The organism is Pseudomonas sp. GW823-FHT02C02 (assembly GCF_058797635.1).
In genome coordinates, this window is sequence record NZ_JBXAJV010000029.1 from 15,270 (window position 1) to 31,344 (window position 16,075).

At 57.6% G+C, this 16,075-nt stretch carries 16 protein-coding genes; all 16 read right to left on the minus strand.

The features are described from left to right. Positions 1–182 precede the first annotated feature (182 nt). The 16 genes from glmS to mnmG all read right to left on the minus strand — a co-directional run bounded on the left by glmS (position 183) and on the right by mnmG (position 16,034). Complete coding sequence (gene glmS, locus AC1ROI_RS32720; protein WP_010465454.1) at positions 183–2,015, minus strand: glutamine--fructose-6-phosphate transaminase (isomerizing); 1,833 nt, start codon at positions 2,013–2,015, stop codon at positions 183–185. Position 2,016: 1 nt separating this feature from the next. After that, a complete protein-coding gene (locus tag AC1ROI_RS32725; protein ID WP_010465456.1) occupies positions 2,017–2,793 on the minus strand; it encodes a DeoR/GlpR family DNA-binding transcription regulator in 777 nt (258 codons plus the stop codon). 255 nt (positions 2,794–3,048) lie between these two features. Next, positions 3,049–4,416: a bifunctional UDP-N-acetylglucosamine diphosphorylase/glucosamine-1-phosphate N-acetyltransferase GlmU gene (gene glmU, locus AC1ROI_RS32730; protein WP_102594525.1), complete on the minus strand. Its 1,368-nt coding sequence runs from the start codon at positions 4,414–4,416 to the stop codon at positions 3,049–3,051. Between the two features lie 116 nt (positions 4,417–4,532). Beyond that, positions 4,533–4,958, minus strand: a complete 426-nt coding sequence (locus AC1ROI_RS32735) for a F0F1 ATP synthase subunit epsilon (protein WP_010465460.1) — start codon at positions 4,956–4,958, stop codon at positions 4,533–4,535. 45 nt (positions 4,959–5,003) lie between these two features. Continuing rightward, a complete protein-coding gene (gene atpD, locus AC1ROI_RS32740) occupies positions 5,004–6,383 on the minus strand; it encodes a F0F1 ATP synthase subunit beta (protein ID WP_008155715.1) in 1,380 nt (459 codons plus the stop codon). A gap of 27 nt (positions 6,384–6,410) precedes the next feature. Next, on the minus strand, positions 6,411–7,271 hold the full coding sequence (gene atpG, locus AC1ROI_RS32745; protein WP_010465463.1) for a F0F1 ATP synthase subunit gamma: 861 nt from the start codon (positions 7,269–7,271) through the stop codon (positions 6,411–6,413). Between the two features lie 50 nt (positions 7,272–7,321). Continuing rightward, entirely contained in the window at positions 7,322–8,866 is a 1,545-nt protein-coding gene (gene atpA / locus AC1ROI_RS32750; RefSeq protein WP_010465465.1) for a F0F1 ATP synthase subunit alpha, read from the minus strand. Between the two features lie 21 nt (positions 8,867–8,887). Beyond that, complete coding sequence (locus AC1ROI_RS32755; protein ID WP_010465467.1) at positions 8,888–9,424, minus strand: F0F1 ATP synthase subunit delta; 537 nt, start codon at positions 9,422–9,424, stop codon at positions 8,888–8,890. 12 nt (positions 9,425–9,436) lie between these two features. Then, positions 9,437–9,907 (minus strand): F0F1 ATP synthase subunit B, encoded by a 471-nt coding sequence (locus tag AC1ROI_RS32760; RefSeq protein WP_007948090.1) that lies wholly within the window; start codon positions 9,905–9,907, stop codon positions 9,437–9,439. Between the two features lie 56 nt (positions 9,908–9,963). After that, the gene (gene atpE, locus AC1ROI_RS32765) at positions 9,964–10,221 is read right to left on the minus strand and encodes a F0F1 ATP synthase subunit C (protein ID WP_002555987.1); all 258 of its coding nucleotides are present in this window, start codon (positions 10,219–10,221) and stop codon (positions 9,964–9,966) included. A 133-nt stretch (positions 10,222–10,354) separates the two neighbouring features. Next, positions 10,355–11,224 (minus strand): F0F1 ATP synthase subunit A, encoded by an 870-nt coding sequence (gene atpB / locus AC1ROI_RS32770; RefSeq protein WP_010465471.1) that lies wholly within the window; start codon positions 11,222–11,224, stop codon positions 10,355–10,357. Positions 11,225–11,240: 16 nt separating this feature from the next. Further along, positions 11,241–11,648: a F0F1 ATP synthase subunit I gene (locus AC1ROI_RS32775; protein WP_010465473.1), complete on the minus strand. Its 408-nt coding sequence runs from the start codon at positions 11,646–11,648 to the stop codon at positions 11,241–11,243. Between the two features lie 148 nt (positions 11,649–11,796). Next, positions 11,797–12,669: a ParB/RepB/Spo0J family partition protein gene (locus AC1ROI_RS32780; RefSeq protein WP_077748853.1), complete on the minus strand. Its 873-nt coding sequence runs from the start codon at positions 12,667–12,669 to the stop codon at positions 11,797–11,799. Between the two features lie 9 nt (positions 12,670–12,678). Beyond that, positions 12,679–13,476 carry a ParA family protein gene (locus tag AC1ROI_RS32785; RefSeq protein ID WP_010465477.1) on the minus strand — a complete coding sequence of 266 codons (798 nt, stop codon included), beginning with the start codon at positions 13,474–13,476 and terminating at the stop codon, positions 12,679–12,681. An 18-nt stretch (positions 13,477–13,494) separates the two neighbouring features. Further along, on the minus strand, positions 13,495–14,139 hold the full coding sequence (gene rsmG, locus AC1ROI_RS32790; protein WP_102594524.1) for a 16S rRNA (guanine(527)-N(7))-methyltransferase RsmG: 645 nt from the start codon (positions 14,137–14,139) through the stop codon (positions 13,495–13,497). After that, positions 14,136–16,034 (minus strand): tRNA uridine-5-carboxymethylaminomethyl(34) synthesis enzyme MnmG, encoded by a 1,899-nt coding sequence (gene mnmG, locus AC1ROI_RS32795; protein WP_102594523.1) that lies wholly within the window; start codon positions 16,032–16,034, stop codon positions 14,136–14,138. Before mnmG ends, rsmG begins: the two co-directional genes overlap by 4 nt. Positions 16,035–16,075 lie beyond the last annotated feature (41 nt).

Genomic DNA, 16,075 nt, shown 5'->3' on the forward strand with positions numbered 1-16,075 from the left:
AGCCTACTCCCGGAGCGAAACGAAGCGGAGAATCTAGACCGGTGGCTCAGCCCAGAAATGGAAACCCCCGTAAATACGGGGGGTTCGGCCTTGTGTCAATCTATGTTTTATAGTGTCAGTCTTTATTGTTTTGTGTCAGTCTTTATTGTCAGAAACCAAGTGTTCAGTCAGCTGTGGATAACTTATTCCACCGTCACCGACTTCGCCAGATTCCGCGGCTGGTCAACGTCCGTGCCTTTCAACACGGCCACGTAGTACGACAGCAACTGCAGCGGGATGGTGTAGAGGATTGGCGACAGGATGTCGTGGATGTGCGGCATGTGGACAACGTGGGTGCCTTCGCCGTTGGTCATGCCAGCCTTCTCGTCTGCGAAGACGATCAACTGGCCGCCACGGGCGCGGACTTCCTGGAGGTTGGATTTCAACTTCTCCAGCAGTTCGTTGTTCGGAGCCACGGTGACCACGGGCATGTCGTTATCCACAAGCGCCAACGGGCCGTGCTTCAGTTCGCCGGCCGGGTAGGCTTCAGCGTGGATGTAGGAGATTTCCTTGAGTTTCAGGGCCCCTTCCATTGCGACCGGGAATTGCGCGCCACGACCGAGGAACAGGGTGTGGTTCTTCTCGGCGAACAGCTCGGCGATTTTCTCTACGGTGCTGTCCATGGCCAAGGCTTCGCCCAGACGGGTTGGCAGACGACGCAGTTCTTCGACCAGAGTGGCTTCGACGCCTTTGGCCAAGGTGCCGCGAACCTGACCCAGGGACAGGGTCAGCAACAGCAAGCCGACCAATTGGGTGGTGAAGGCTTTGGTGGAGGCCACGCCGATTTCGCGACCGGCCTGGGTCAGCAGGGTCAGGTCGGATTCACGCACCAGCGAGCTGATGCCGACGTTGCAGATCGCCAGGCTGGCGAGGAAGCCCAGTTCCTTGGCGTTGCGCAGGGCAGCCAGGGTATCGGCGGTTTCGCCGGACTGAGAAATGGTGACAAACAGGGTATCCGGTTGCACCACGACTTTGCGGTAGCGGAATTCACTGGCGACTTCGACCTGGCACGGGATACCGGCCAGCTCTTCGAGCCAGTACCGGGCAACCATACCGGCGTGGTAGCTCGTGCCGCAGGCGACGATCTGTACGTTGCGCACTTTGGCGAACAGCTCGGCAGCCTGTGGACCGAACGCCTGCACCAAGACACCGTTCGGGCTCAGACGACCTTCGAGGGTGCGTTGAACCACGGCCGGTTGCTCGTGGATTTCCTTGAGCATGAAGTGGCGGAATTCGCCCTTGTCGGCTGCTTCAGCGCCATCGCGGTACTGCACGCTTTCGCGCTCTACGGTTTGGCCGTTCACGTCCCAGATGTGCACGCTGTCGCGGCGAATTTCGGCGATATCGCCTTCTTCCAGGTACATGAAACGGTCGGTGACCTGGCGCAGGGCCAACTGGTCGGAAGCGAGGAAGTTTTCACCCAGGCCCAGACCGATCACCAACGGGCTGCCGCTACGCGCTGCCACCAGACGATCCGGTTGATCGGCGCTGATTACGGCCAGACCATAAGCACCGTGCAATTCTTTAACGGTGGCTTTAAGGGCCACGGTCAGATCGCGCAGGTCCTTGAGTTTGTGGTTCAGCAGGTGTGCGATGACTTCGGTGTCGGTGTCCGAGGTGAACACGTAACCCAAGGCTTTCAGCTGTTCGCGCAGGGCTTCGTGGTTCTCGATGATGCCGTTGTGCACCACGGCCAGGTCGCCGGAGAAATGCGGGTGCGCGTTGCGCTCGCACGGCGCACCGTGAGTGGCCCAGCGGGTGTGGGCGATGCCGAGGCGACCGATCAGAGGTTCGGCTTCCAACGCGTTTTCCAGTTCGCTGACCTTGCCCGGACGACGCATGCGCTCGAGCTTTTCGTCGTTGGTGAAGACCGCCACACCGGCGCTGTCATAGCCACGGTACTCCAGGCGCTTGAGGCCCTCGAGCAGGATGGCGGTGATGTTACGTTCTGCGACTGCGCCAACAATTCCACACATGCTATTTCTCCTGACTGACAGCCGCGCAAATCAAATTGATGCCGCGGGCCTGAATCTGATCGCGTGCCGCTAGTGGCAGGCGTTCATCGGTAATGAGGGTATGGACGCTGCTCCAGGGCAGCTCCAGATTAGGAATCTTGCGGCCGATCTTGTCGGCCTCCACCATCACGATCACTTCACGGGCGACGTCAGCCATGACCCGGCTCAGACCCAGCAATTCATTGAAGGTGGTGGTACCGCGAACCAGGTCAATGCCATCGGCACCGATGAACAACTGGTCGAAGTCGTAAGAGCGTAGTACCTGCTCGGCGACCTGGCCTTGAAAGGACTCGGAATGCGGGTCCCAGGTGCCACCGGTCATCAACAGCACCGGCTCGTGTTCGAGTTCGCTCAACGCATTGGCAACGTGCAAGGAGTTGGTCATCACCACCAGGCCCGGCTGTTGGCCGAGTTCCGGGATCATCGCGGCGGTGGTGCTGCCGCTGTCGATGATGATCCGAGCATGCTCACGAATCCGCGTAACAGCAGCGCGGGCGATGGCTTGCTTGTATTTGGAAACCGGTTGACCGATGTCGGCCACCAGCTCCTGAGGCATGGTGATCGCCCCGCCGTAACGGCGTAGCAGCAGACCATTACTTTCAAGCGCAGCCAAATCCTTGCGAACCGTAACTTCCGAAGTTTCGAAGCGCTTGGCCAGCTCGTCCACACTGACTTCGCCCTGTTCATTGAGCAAGGCGAGAATGTTGTGGCGGCGTTGGGGTGTGTTGCGTTTCGACATGAGCGAGTAAGTTTCGATTCGAAAGATAACGGAAGCAATCAAAACCTATTGGCGAAACTTCGTCAAGTCTGCGCTAGAAAAATTATCTGTGGATAAAAGCTTCGCGGGCAAGTCGGATCGCCACCCGCTCGCTCCTATGGGCCGGAGTCATTCACAAAATTTGTTAACGACATGGATCCTGCAGGAGCGAGCGGGCGACGATCCAACTTGCCCGCGAAGACAATCTCAAAACCGCCGCAACGCGCTGTGGATAACTCAGCTCTTTTTGATCTTCACCGGCCGTTTCCAGCCATCGATATTTTTCTGACGTGCCCGACCCACAGCCAACTGCGCGTTATCCACATTCTGGGTGATGGTTGAACCGGCCGCCGTCGTCGCACCGGAAGAGATATCCACAGGCGCCACCAACGAGTTGTTGGAACCGATGAACACGTCTTCACCCAAGACGGTTTTCCACTTGTTGGCGCCATCGTAGTTGCACGTGATGGTGCCCGCGCCAATGTTGGTGCGCGCACCGATCTCGGCATCGCCCAGGTAGGTCAAATGACCGGCCTTGGCGCCTTCACCCAGGTGGGCGTTTTTCAGTTCGACAAAGTTACCCACATGCGCGCGAGCTTCAAGCACCGTACCCGGACGCAGACGTGCGAATGGACCGGCATCGCTGCCTTCGCCCAGGATCGCACCTTCGATATGGCTGTTGGCTTTGATCACCACGCCTTTGCGCAGGGTACTGTCCTTGATTACACAGTTAGGGCCGATCATCACATCATCTTCAATGATCACCTTGCCTTCGAGGATCACGTTGATATCGATCAGCACGTCTCGGCCGACGGTGACTTCACCGCGTACATCGAAGCGGGCCGGGTCGCGCAGGGTTACGCCTTGAGCCATCAAGCGGCGACCGGCGCGCAACTGATAATGACGCTCGAGTTCGGCGAGCTGCTTGCGGTCGTTGGCGCCCTGCACTTCCATGGCGTCATGGGGATGCTCAGTGGCCACCACCAGACCATCGCTGACTGCCATTGCGATCACGTCCGTCAGGTAATACTCGCCTTGGGCATTGTTGTTGGAGAGACGGCTCATCCATCCACCCAGCTGTGCGAAAGGCAGGGCCAGAATGCCGGTGTTGCCTTCGGTGATTGCGCGCTCGGACTCGTTGGCGTCTTTCTGCTCAACGATGGCCGTGACCTTGCCGGCGGCATCGCGGACGATGCGGCCATAACCGGTCGGGTCATCCAGCTCGACGGTGAGCAAGCCCAGTTGCTGCGGGGCCACTTTCTTGAGCAAACGTTGCAAGGTTTCAACTTCGATCAGCGGAACGTCACCGTACAGGATCAGTACGGTGTCGGACTCGATGAACGGCACGGCCTGAGCCACCGCATGGCCGGTACCCAGCTGTTGGTCCTGCAGGACGAAATTCAGATCATCCGCCGCCAGACGCTCGCGCACCGCTTCGGCGCCATGGCCAATCACCACGTGGATGCGCTGTGGATCAAGTTGCCGGGCGCTGTGGATAACATGGCCAAGCATCGAGTTGCCGGCGATCGGGTGCAGAACTTTCGGCAACGCCGAACGCATGCGAGTGCCTTGGCCGGCAGCGAGAATAACGATTTCAAGAGACATGACTGGCTACCAATCCTGGGTGGTCAGCGGCTGCGACCAGGTTATGAAAAACGGAAAAGAAAAAAGGGTAGCCGAGGCTACCCTTTTTAATCAATCGCGCAACAAGCAATGGCCTATTAGTGGCCAAACTTCTTGCGGATCTGCTGGACGGTGCGCAGCTGAGCTGCGGCCTCGGCCAGACGTGCGGCAGCAGAACCGTAATCGAATTCCGCGCCCCGCTCATGCAAGGCCTTCTCGGCAGCCTTAACGGCTTCCTGAGCGGAGGCTTCGTCCAGGTCGGCAGCACGTTGCACGGTGTCGGCAAGAACCTTGACCATGTTCGGCTGAACCTCGAGGAAACCACCGGAGATGTAATACACCTCCTCTTCCCCGCCCTGCTTGATCAGGCGGATCGGACCCGGCTTGAGATTAGTGATCAGCGGCGCGTGACCCAAGGCGATACCAAGATCACCCAGTGCACCGTGCGCAACCACCATCTCGACCAGGCCGGAAAAGATTTCCCCTTCCGCGCTGACGATATCGCAATGGACTGTCATAGCCATCTGATTGCCTCAACCTAAATTAGCGCCCGTTGCCGGGCGCCGGGATTACAGTTTCTTGGCTTTCTCGATCGCTTCTTCGATGCCGCCGACCATGTAGAACGCTTGTTCTGGCAGGTGGTCGTAGTCACCGTTGAGGATGCCTTTGAAGCCAGCAATGGTGTCTTTCAGGGAAACGTATTTACCCGAAGCACCGGTGAAGACTTCAGCCACGAAGAACGGCTGCGACAAGAAACGCTGGATCTTACGAGCACGGTTTACCAACTGCTTGTCGGCTTCCGACAGCTCGTCCATACCCAGGATCGCAATGATGTCCTTCAGTTCTTTGTAACGTTGCAGAACATACTGTACGCCGCGAGCGGTGTCGTAGTGGTCCTGGCCGATTACGTTCGGGTCCAGCTGGCGCGAAGTCGAGTCGAGTGGATCGACCGCTGGGTAGATACCCAGGGAAGCGATGTCACGGGACAGAACGACGGTGGCGTCCAAGTGGGCGAAGGTGGTCGCTGGCGACGGGTCAGTCAAGTCATCCGCAGGTACGTATACCGCTTGGATCGAGGTGATCGAACCGTTCTTGGTCGAAGTGATACGCTCTTGCAGAGTACCCATCTCTTCGGCCAGGGTCGGCTGGTAACCTACTGCGGAAGGCATACGGCCCAGCAGTGCGGATACTTCAGTACCGGCCAGGGTGTAACGATAGATGTTGTCGACGAACAGCAGAACGTCGTTACCTTCGTCACGGAACTTCTCGGCCATGGTCAGGCCGGTCAGTGCTACGCGCAGACGGTTACCCGGCGGCTCGTTCATCTGACCGTAAACCAGTGCCACTTTGTCCAGAACGTTGGAATCCTTCATCTCGTGGTAGAAGTCGTTACCCTCACGAGTACGCTCACCCACACCGGCGAACACGGAATAACCGCTGTGCTCGATGGCGATGTTACGGATCAGTTCCATCATGTTTACGGTTTTGCCTACACCGGCACCACCGAACAGACCGACTTTACCACCCTTGGCGAACGGGCAAACCAGGTCGATAACCTTGATGCCGGTTTCCAGCAGGTCGTTGCCGCCCGCTTGTTCAGCGAAGGTTGGCGCAGGACGGTGAATGCCCCAGCGCTCTTCGGTGTCGATCGGGCCAGCTTCGTCGATCGGGTTACCGAGGACGTCCATGATCCGGCCCAGGGTCGCTTTACCGACTGGTACGGAGATGGCTGCGCCAGAGTCGGTGACTTCCAGACCGCGCTTCAAGCCTTCGGTGGAACCCATCGCAATGGTACGAACCACGCCGTCGCCCAGCTGTTGCTGAACTTCGAGGGTGGTTTCAGCCGCGCTCACTACTTTCAGCGCGTTGTAGATGCTCGGTACGCTGTCGCGTGGAAATTCCACGTCGATAACGGCGCCGATGATTTGAACGATACGTCCGCTACTCATAGCTGGATCCTCTGAATATTTGAACCGTTAAACCGCGGCAGCGCCGCCGACGATTTCCGAGATCTCTTGGGTGATCGCAGCCTGACGCGCCTTGTTGTAGACCAGCTGCAAATCGCTGATCAAATCACCGGCGTTGTCGGTAGCGTTCTTCATCGCGATCATCCGCGCAGCTTGTTCAGCCGCGTTGTTCTCGACCACCGCCTGGTAGACCTGCGACTCCACGTAACGGACCATCAAGCCGTCAAGCAGCTCTTTGGCGTCCGGTTCGTACAGATAATCCCAGTGGTGCTTGAGTTCCTGATCCGGGGTTGCCACCAGCGGAATCAACTGCTCCACGGTAGGCGATTGCGTCATGGTGTTAACGAATTTGTTGGACACCACGGACAGGCGGTCAATACGGCCGTCCAGGTAGGCATCCAGCATCACCTTGACGCTGCCGATCAGGTCATTGATCGACGGCTCTTCACCCAGGTGGCTGATAGCTGCTACGACGTTACCGCCGAAGTTGCGGAAGAAAGCCGCACCCTTGCTACCAACAACACACAGATCAATCTCGACGCCGTTTTCGCGGTTTACCGCCATGTCCTTGACCAAAGCCTTGAACAGGTTGGTGTTCAAGCCACCACACAGACCACGGTCACTGCTCACCACGACATAACCGACGCGCTTTACTTCACGGTCGAGCATGAATGGGTGGCGATATTCCGGGTTGGCGTTGGCCAGATGGCCAATAACCTGGCGGATGCGCTCCGCATAAGGACGGCTAGCAGCCATGCGCATTTGTGCCTTGCGCATTTTACTGACCGCCACTTTTTCCATGGCGCTGGTAATCTTTTGCGTGCTTTTGATGCTCGCAATCTTACTGCGAATCTCTTTTGCGCCTGCCATGTAACACCTATCAGGTTAGCAAGCGGGAGCCTTGCGGCTCCCGCTGCGGCTTACCAGGTTTGGGTGGCCTTGAACTTCTCGATACCGGCTTTCATGCCAGCGTCGATTTCGTCATTGAAGTCACCCTTCACGTTGATCTTCGCCATCAAATCGGCGTGATCGCGGTTGAAGAAAGCAATCAGCGCTTGTTCAAAGCTGCCGACCTTGGCGATTTCGACGTCAGTCAGGAACCCACGCTCAGCGGCATACAGCGACAGCGCCATGTCAGCGATCGACATTGGTGCGTATTGCTTCTGCTTCATCAGCTCGGTAACGCGCTGACCATGCTCAAGTTGCTTACGGGTCGCTTCGTCCAGGTCAGAAGCGAACTGGGCGAATGCCGCCAGTTCACGGTACTGAGCCAGAGCGGTACGGATACCACCGGAGAGCTTCTTGATGATCTTGGTCTGAGCGGCACCACCCACACGGGATACCGAAACACCGGCGTTCACAGCAGGACGGATCCCGGAGTTGAACATGGCCGATTCCAGGAAGATCTGACCGTCGGTGATGGAAATCACGTTGGTCGGAACGAACGCGGAAACGTCGCCAGCCTGGGTTTCGATGATCGGCAGTGCGGTCAGGGAACCGGTTTTGCCGGTCACTGCGCCGTTGGTGAACTTCTCTACGTACTCTTCCGAAACGCGGGATGCGCGCTCCAGCAGACGGGAGTGGAGATAGAACACGTCGCCTGGGTAAGCTTCACGGCCTGGTGGACGGCGCAGCAGCAGGGAGATCTGGCGATAAGCCACTGCTTGCTTGGACAGATCGTCATAAACGATCAGCGCGTCTTCACCGCGGTCGCGGAAGAATTCACCCATGGTGCAACCGGAGTACGGTGCCAGGAATTGCAGTGCTGCAGATTCCGAAGCGCTCGCTGCCACGACGATGGTGTTAGCCAGTGCGCCGTTTTCTTCCAGCTTGCGAACCACGTTGGCGATGGTCGATTGCTTCTGACCGATCGCGACGTAGACGCAGAAAATGCCGCTGTCTTTCTGGTTGATGATCGCGTCGATCGCCAGAGCGGTTTTACCGATCTGACGGTCACCGATGATCAGCTCACGCTGGCCACGGCCGACAGGAATCATGGCATCGACAGCCTTGTAGCCAGTCTGTACAGGCTGGTCTACCGACTTACGCCAGATCACGCCTGGAGCAACTTTCTCGACCGCATCGGTCTCGGTGTTGTTCAGCGGACCTTTGCCGTCAACTGGGTTACCCAGTGCGTCGACTACGCGACCCAGCAGTTCCTTACCAACCGGAACTTCGAGGATGCGGCCGGTGCACTTGGCGCTCATGCCTTCAGCCAGAGACTGATAGGAGCCCAATACAACGGCACCTACGGAGTCTTGCTCCAGGTTGAGAGCCATACCGAAGACGCCGCCCGGAAACTCGATCATCTCGCCGTACATGACGTCGGCCAGACCGTGAATCCGCACGATACCGTCAGATACGCTGACGACAGTGCCTTCGTTACGGGCTTGGGAGGTCACATCGAGCTTGTCGATGCGGCCCTTGATAATTTCACTTATTTCGGAAGGATTGAGTTGCTGCATTGCTCTGCTGCCCCTTCAAACTCAAGATTTCAATGCTTCGGCAAGGCTCGCGAGTTTGCCGCGAACCGAGCCATCGATAACCAGGTCGCCGGCGCGGATGACAATGCCCCCAATAAGGGATTTGTCTTCCTCGACTTGCAGGCGCACTTCCCGGTTGAGTCGTGCACTGAGAACCTTGGCGAGTTTGTCTTGCTGTTCTTGGTTCAATGCAAAAGCACTGGTCACTTCAACGTCTACCGACTTCTCTTGTTCAGCCTTGTACAGGTCGAACAGAGCGGATATCTCCGGCAAAAGCGGGAGACGGTCGTTTTCGGCAACGACGTGAATGAAGTTCTGTGCCTTGGCATCAAACTTGTCGCCGCACACGTCAATAAACGTGGCGGCCTTGTTTGCGCTCGTCAGTCGCGGGGCCTTGAGCACGCGCTGCATAGTGCCGTCTTGCGACACTGCTGCAGCCAGGCCGAGCATGGCTGACCAAGAGGCCAGTTGCTGGTGGGCCTGGGCGTGCTCGAAGGCTGCCTTAGCGTAAGGTCGGGCCAACGTGGTCAATTCTGCCATGATCGCCCTCGCTTAAATTTCAGCAGCCAGTTTGTTTACCAGCTCCGCGTGCGCGTTTTGATCGATTGTGGAACCCAGGATCTTCTCGGCGCCAGAGACTGCCAGGCTACCCAATTGGGCACGCAGCGCGTCTTTGACACTGTTCAGTTCCTGCTCGATCTCGGCCTGAGCCTGAACCTTCACACGGTCAGCGTCGATACGGGCTTTTTCAACAGCCTCTTCAACGATCTGGTTACCGCGTTTCTTGGCTTGCTCAATGATTTCGGCTGCCTGAGCTTTTGCTTCGCGCAGTTGCTGACCCGCTTTATCTTGGGCCAGCTCCAGGTCGCGAGCTGCTCGGGCGGCAGCGTCCAGTCCATCCGCGATCTTCTTCTGACGTTCGTGCAAAGCCGCGATGACCGGAGGCCACACGAACTTCATGCAAAACAGTACAAAAATGAAGAACGCAACGGACTGGCCAATCAGGGTTGCATTAATGTTCACGCCAACACCTCGCTCGTTCGTTGCACATCACACCAATTACTCGAAGGTTCGAGTAATTAGCCAGCGAGTTGACCAACGAATGGGTTCGCGAAAGTGAAGAACAGAGCGATACCAACACCGATCATGGTTACGGCGTCGAGCAGACCGGCAACGATGAACATTTTAACTTGCAGCATTGGAACCATTTCTGGCTGACGCGCTGCGCCTTCCAGGAACTTGCCGCCCAACAGGCCGAAACCAATTGCGGTACCCAGTGCGCCCAGGCCGATCAACAGTGCAACAGCGATAGCGGTTAGACCAACTACAGTTTCCATCTTTCCTCCCGACTTTTACGTCGTATGGTTTAGGTTTTTTAGATTTTAAAGCGGTAAAACAAATCGTTTCATAGCCCTGTTCGGGCCCCCACCCGTTTGACCGGATGGGACATCAGACTAGTCGAGACTGGTCTTAATGGTTCTCTTCGTGTGCCATCGACAGGTAGACGATGGTCAGCATCATGAAGATAAACGCCTGCAGGGTGATGATCAGGATGTGGAACACAGCCCACGCCCACTGCAGAACTACGCCCAGGCCGCTAAGCCAGAGCAGACCGCTGCCGAACATCACAGCAATCAGAATGAAGACCAGTTCGCCGGCGTACATGTTGCCGAACAGCCGCAGTGCCAACGAGATTGGCTTGGCGATCAGTGTCACGAACTCCAGCAGGAAGTTCACCGGAATCAGCAGGGCTTGAACGAAGATGTTCTTGCTGCCGAACGGGTGCAGGGTCAGTTCGCCGATAAAGCCGCCGATGCCCTTGACCTTGATGCTGTAGAAAATGATCAACGCGAACACCGACAGGGCCATGCCCAGGGTAGCGTTCGGGTCAGTGGTGGATACGGCACGGAATGGAATGTGCGCATCACCAGTGATCAGGATGGCCAGCTGAGGAATCCAGTCGACCGGAATCAGGTCGACGGCGTTCATCAGGAAGACCCAGACGAAGATGGTCAGTGCCAACGGTGCAATCACCGGGCTACGGCCATGGAAGCTGTCTTTCACGCTGCCATCGACGAATTCGACCAATACTTCAACGAAGTTCTGCAAAGCACCAGGCTGACCGGAAGTCGCCTTCTTCGCCGCCATGCGGAAAAGAAGAACGAAGATCAGACCCAACGCGACCGACCAGCCGAGAGTATCGACGTGGAAAGCCCAGAAGCCCATTTCTTTGGCTTCTGCTGCGGTGTGGGCAAAACCCCACCCGCCAGTTGGGTGCTGACCGAAGGTCAGGTTCTGCAAGTGGTGCTGGATATAGCCCGAAGCGGTTGTTTCTGCCATGGTTGCCTCAAACGCCCTAAGGTCTCGAAAGTCTTGTTCTCATCAGCAGGGGCGCGAACCAGCTGACCAGTTGGGTCAACACGAAGACGCCGAATACAGCTAGCGGCGCCAATGGCTTCACACCTGCGAACGTCAATGCAAAGAGCACTGCCGTCAAAATCAGTTTGCCCGCCTCACCGGCATAAAAAGACCGGACGATGGCTTGGGCTGCTCGGGCGCCGGAAAACCGAAATGCCCTGTGAGCGAAATAAACATTGGGCAGCAAAGCTATCAGGCCTCCGCAGAGTCCTGAGTACCCGGCAACGACTCCGTGCCATTGCCAGAGCGCCAAAGCGGCGATCAGCAAAACGACAAACTGAGCCATTAACACCGGAAAAACTGCCAGGCGATGGAACGGCAAGCGGTTTGGCGTGCGGCTTTCCATCACAATTACTCCCCAATGGTCGGCTGCCAGAATTCAATAACTTGGCATAATTTGTGCCGACAAAATGCGCGCAGAGTATAGGGGCGGTTCTGCCCCTATTCAACCGTCAGGTAGTGATTTCCGACTGCACGCTACATGAGGAAATGTTTCAACGAATGTGCGCGAGCACACCTTGAAGCTCATCGAGGGAGTTGTAACCAATAACCAACTGCCCTTTCCCCTTCTTTCCGTGGCGGATCTGCACCGCAGAGCCTAGGCGTTCAGCCAGGCGCTGCTCGAGTCGGGCGATATCAGGGTCCTGTTTAACCGGTTCAGCAGGCTCCTGTTTGCCACTCAACCACTGGCGAACCAGTGCCTCGGTTTGGCGCACCGTCAGCCCTCGTGCGACAACATGTCGCGCCCCTTCAACCTGTTGATTCTCCGGTAAACCGAGCAAAGCACGCGCATGACCCATTTCCAGGTCGCCGTGCGACAGCATGGTTTTGATAACTTCCGGCAACGCGATCAAGCGTAGCAGGTTGGCCACGGTCACGCGGGATTTGCCCACGGCTTCGGCGACTTGTTGCTGAGTCAGCTGGAATTCCTGCTGCAAACGCTGCAAGGCCACGGCTTCTTCGATGGGATTGAGGTCTTCGCGCTGGATGTTCTCGATCAGCGCCATGGCGATCGCGGTTTCATCCGGCACATCGCGAACCATCGCCGGGATGGTTTCCTGGCCAGCCTGCTGGCTGGCGCGCCAGCGGCGTTCACCGGCGATGATTTCAAAGCGACCGCTGCCAATCGGACGCACCACGATCGGCTGCATCACGCCCTGGGCCTTGATTGACTGCGCCAGTTCTTCCAGCGCCTGAGGATCCATGTCCCGACGCGGCTGGTACTTGCCGCGCTGGATCAGGTCCAGGGGCAGGTGCTGCAGCTCACGCTGATCGGCCTGGACCGCTTGTTCTTCCAGCGAGCTGACAGTCGGACCACTCAGCAGTGCATCCAGTCCACGTCCGAGACCTCGTTTCTTGACGGCCATGGGGATTCCTTAAGTTGCCTGAGCGGCGGCGGTGCGTGAGTTTTTGCGTTGACGACGAACAAGCTCGCCGGCCAACGCCAGATAGGCGATAGCGCCACGCGACGCTTTGTCGTAGGCCAGCGCCGGCATGCCATAGCTAGGTGCTTCGGCCAGACGGATGTTGCGCGGGATGACGGTGTCGTACAGCTGCTCGCCGAAGTGTTCCTTGAGCTGCGCCGATACATCGTTCATCAGGCTCAGGCGCGGGTCATACATGGTCCGCAACAGGCCTTCGACTTTCAGATTCGGGTTGAGCAATTCAGCGATGCGCTTGATGTTATCCACAAGGTCGCTCAAACCTTCGAGCGCGAAGTACTCGCACTGCATGGGGATAATTACCCCGTCAGCTGCAACCAACGCGTTCAGCGTCAGCATCGACAACGACGGCGGGCAGTCGATCAAAATGTAATCGTAGTTTTCACGGATCGGCGCCAACGCACTGCGCAGGCGACTTTCCTTCATCTGCATTTCCAGCAGAACCACTTCGGCTGCAGTCAGGTCACGGTTGGCCGGCAACAGCTGGTATCCGCCGTGCTCGGAGTAGTGCATGGCCTCAGCCAGGTCGCACTCGCCGATCAGCAGGTCGTAGACCGAGTTTTCCAGCCCGTGTTTATCCACACCGCTACCCATGGTGGCGTTGCCCTGTGGATCGAGATCGATCAACAGCACCCGGCGCTTGGTAGCGACCAGGGATGCTGCGAGGTTGATGCAGGTGGTGGTTTTACCCACACCACCTTTCTGGTTCGCTATCGCGAATACCTTAGCCATTCTTGCTTGTGTTCCCAATCATGCCGTGCGGCGCAGTATCAGCAGATGGCGTTGGCCTTGGCAACCAGGTACGGCCAGGGCGTGTTCGCTATCGAGGTGGAAGTCTGCCGGCAATGCTACCAGCTCATCAGCCGGATGAACGCCCTTCATTGCCAGCCAGCGTGTATCGGCATCGCCCAAGTGGCGAGTCCAGTTGCTGAAGTTTTCCATGCTGCTGAACGCCCGGGAGATGATCCCGTTGAATGGCTGGGCAGGCTGGAAAGCTTCGACACGACTGTGGATAACTTGCAGGTTATCCAGTTTGAGTTCGAGTTTGACCTGGGTCAGGAAGCGGGTTTTCTTGCCGTTGCTGTCCAAACAGGTCACTTGCGACTCTGGAAACAGGATGGCCAACGGAATACCCGGCATGCCGCCGCCGCTGCCAACGTCCAGCCAGCGACCATTCTCGACAAACGACATCACGCTCAAACTATCGAGCAGATGACGGGAGACCATTTCGTCCGGATCGCGCACGGCAGTCAGGTTGTAAGCCTTGTTCCATTTGATCAACAGGGCCAGGTAGCCCAGCAGCTGCGCATGCTGGGCTTCTGTCAGCGTGACACCGAGCTGGCGAGCGCCTGTGGATAACTCTTCGGCATGTTGCGAGGTGACCAACGAACTCAAGCGCTTTGCTCCAACTGACGGCCCGCGCCGCGTTTTTTCAAATGAATCATCAACAGCGAAATCGCTGCCGGCGTGACACCCGGGATACGTGACGCCTGGCCCAAAGTCTCTGGACGGGTCGCGCCGAGCTTGCTCTGGATCTCTTTTGAGAGACCGGAAATGTTTGTGTAATCGATATCCACAGGCAGTTTTGTATCTTCGCTGGCCCGCAGACGAGCGATTTCATCCTGCTGGCGATCGATGTAGCCGGCGTACTTGGTCTTGATTTCGACCTGCTCGGCGACTTGTGGATCTTCCGCGCCCCCACCGGTCACGGCGATCAGACCAGCGTAGTCGATTTCCGGACGGCTCAGCAGGTTGAGCAAATTGTATTCGTGAGTCAGCGGCGTACCGAACTTCTCGGAAATCGCATTGCCCTGCTCAGTGCCCGGGCGGACCCAGGTACTTTTCAGGCGCTGTTCTTCAAGGTCGATGCTTTCGCGTTTCTTGCAGAAGGCCGCCCAACGCGCGTCATCCACCAGACCCAGCTCGCGACCTTTTTCGGTCAGACGCAGGTCGGCGTTGTCTTCACGCAGGATCAGGCGGTACTCGGCACGGGACGTGAACATCCGGTACGGCTCTTGAGTTCCGAGAGTAATCAGGTCGTCGACCAACACCCCGATGTACGCCTCGTCGCGACGCGGGCACCAGGCATCTTTGCCCTGCGCACGCAGAGCCGCGTTGGCGCCAGCCAGCAAACCCTGGGCGCCGGCTTCTTCGTAACCAGTGGTGCCGTTGATTTGCCCGGCGAAAAACAGACCGCCGATGACTTTGGTTTCGAGGCTGTACTTCAGGTCACGCGGGTCGAAGTAGTCGTACTCGATGGCATAGCCAGGACGAACAATGTGCGCGTTTTCCATGCCGCGGATCGATTGCACGATGTGCAGTTGCACGTCGAACGGCAAGGAGGTGGATATCCCGTTCGGGTACAGCTCGTGCGTAGTCAAACCTTCCGGCTCGATGAAGACCTGGTGGCTTTCCTTGTCGGCAAAGCGGTGGATCTTGTCTTCGATCGACGGGCAATACCGCGGGCCGATGCCTTCGATCAGCCCTGCATCGGAATACATCGGAGAACGATCGAGGTTGGCGGCAATGATTTCGTGGGTGCGAGCGTTGGTGTGGGTAATCCAGCAGCTCACCTGTTTCGGATGTTGCTCTTTGGACCCCATGAACGACATCACCGGGATCGGTGTATCGCCTGCTTGCTCGGTCATCACCGAGAAATCCACAGAACGACCGTCGATCCGCGGTGGCGTACCGGTTTTCAGGCGACCGACTCGCAGCGGCAATTCACGCAGACGATGAGCCAGGGCGATCGATGGCGGATCGCCGGCACGGCCACCGGAGTAATTCTGCAAGCCGATGTGGATAAGTCCACCGAGGAAGGTGCCAGTGGTCAACACCACGGAATCGGCGAAGAAACGCAGACCCATCTGGGTGACAACACCGCGCACTTGTTCCTGCTCGACGATCAGGTCATCAGCAGCTTGTTGAAATATCCACAGGTTCGGCTGGTTTTCCAAAGCTTCGCGGACAGCGGCCTTGTACAGAACCCGGTCTGCCTGAGCGCGAGTCGCTCGTACGGCCGGACCTTTGCGGCTGTTCAACACGCGAAATTGAATACCACCTTTGTCGGTAGCCATGGCCATCGCGCCGCCGAGGGCATCGATTTCTTTCACCAGATGGCTTTTACCGATCCCACCGATGGCGGGGTTGCAACTCATGGCACCGAGGGTTTCCACGTTATGCGTCAACAACAGGGTTTTTGCACCCATACGTGCTGAGGCCAGTGCTGCCTCGGTACCGGCATGACCGCCGCCGATGACGATCACTTCAAAACGGGAAGGGAAATCCACCACGCACCTCGTGCCTGCTTCAGTTAGGTAATCAGGAATAG

What these genes read in the sequence shown, in the direction of transcription:
- atpG (WP_010465463.1), bottom strand. Translation starts at nt 7,271, where the DNA reads ATGGCAGGCGCAAAAGAGATTCGCAGTAAGATTGCGAGCATCAAAAGC.
- glmU (WP_102594525.1), bottom strand. Translation starts at nt 4,416, where the DNA reads ATGTCTCTTGAAATCGTTATTCTCGCTGCCGGCCAAGGCACTCGCATG.
- AC1ROI_RS32780 (WP_077748853.1), bottom strand. Translation starts at nt 12,669, where the DNA reads ATGGCCGTCAAGAAACGAGGTCTCGGACGTGGACTGGATGCACTGCTG.
- atpD (WP_008155715.1), bottom strand. Translation starts at nt 6,383, where the DNA reads ATGAGTAGCGGACGTATCGTTCAAATCATCGGCGCCGTTATCGACGTG.
- AC1ROI_RS32775 (WP_010465473.1), bottom strand. Translation starts at nt 11,648, where the DNA reads ATGGAAAGCCGCACGCCAAACCGCTTGCCGTTCCATCGCCTGGCAGTT.
- atpE (WP_002555987.1), bottom strand. Translation starts at nt 10,221, where the DNA reads ATGGAAACTGTAGTTGGTCTAACCGCTATCGCTGTTGCACTGTTGATC.
- AC1ROI_RS32785 (WP_010465477.1), bottom strand. Translation starts at nt 13,476, where the DNA reads ATGGCTAAGGTATTCGCGATAGCGAACCAGAAAGGTGGTGTGGGTAAA.
- AC1ROI_RS32735 (WP_010465460.1), bottom strand. Translation starts at nt 4,958, where the DNA reads ATGGCTATGACAGTCCATTGCGATATCGTCAGCGCGGAAGGGGAAATC.
- atpA (WP_010465465.1), bottom strand. Translation starts at nt 8,866, where the DNA reads ATGCAGCAACTCAATCCTTCCGAAATAAGTGAAATTATCAAGGGCCGC.
- atpB (WP_010465471.1), bottom strand. Translation starts at nt 11,224, where the DNA reads ATGGCAGAAACAACCGCTTCGGGCTATATCCAGCACCACTTGCAGAAC.
- AC1ROI_RS32725 (WP_010465456.1), bottom strand. Translation starts at nt 2,793, where the DNA reads ATGTCGAAACGCAACACACCCCAACGCCGCCACAACATTCTCGCCTTG.
- glmS (WP_010465454.1), bottom strand. Translation starts at nt 2,015, where the DNA reads ATGTGTGGAATTGTTGGCGCAGTCGCAGAACGTAACATCACCGCCATC.
- AC1ROI_RS32755 (WP_010465467.1), bottom strand. Translation starts at nt 9,424, where the DNA reads ATGGCAGAATTGACCACGTTGGCCCGACCTTACGCTAAGGCAGCCTTC.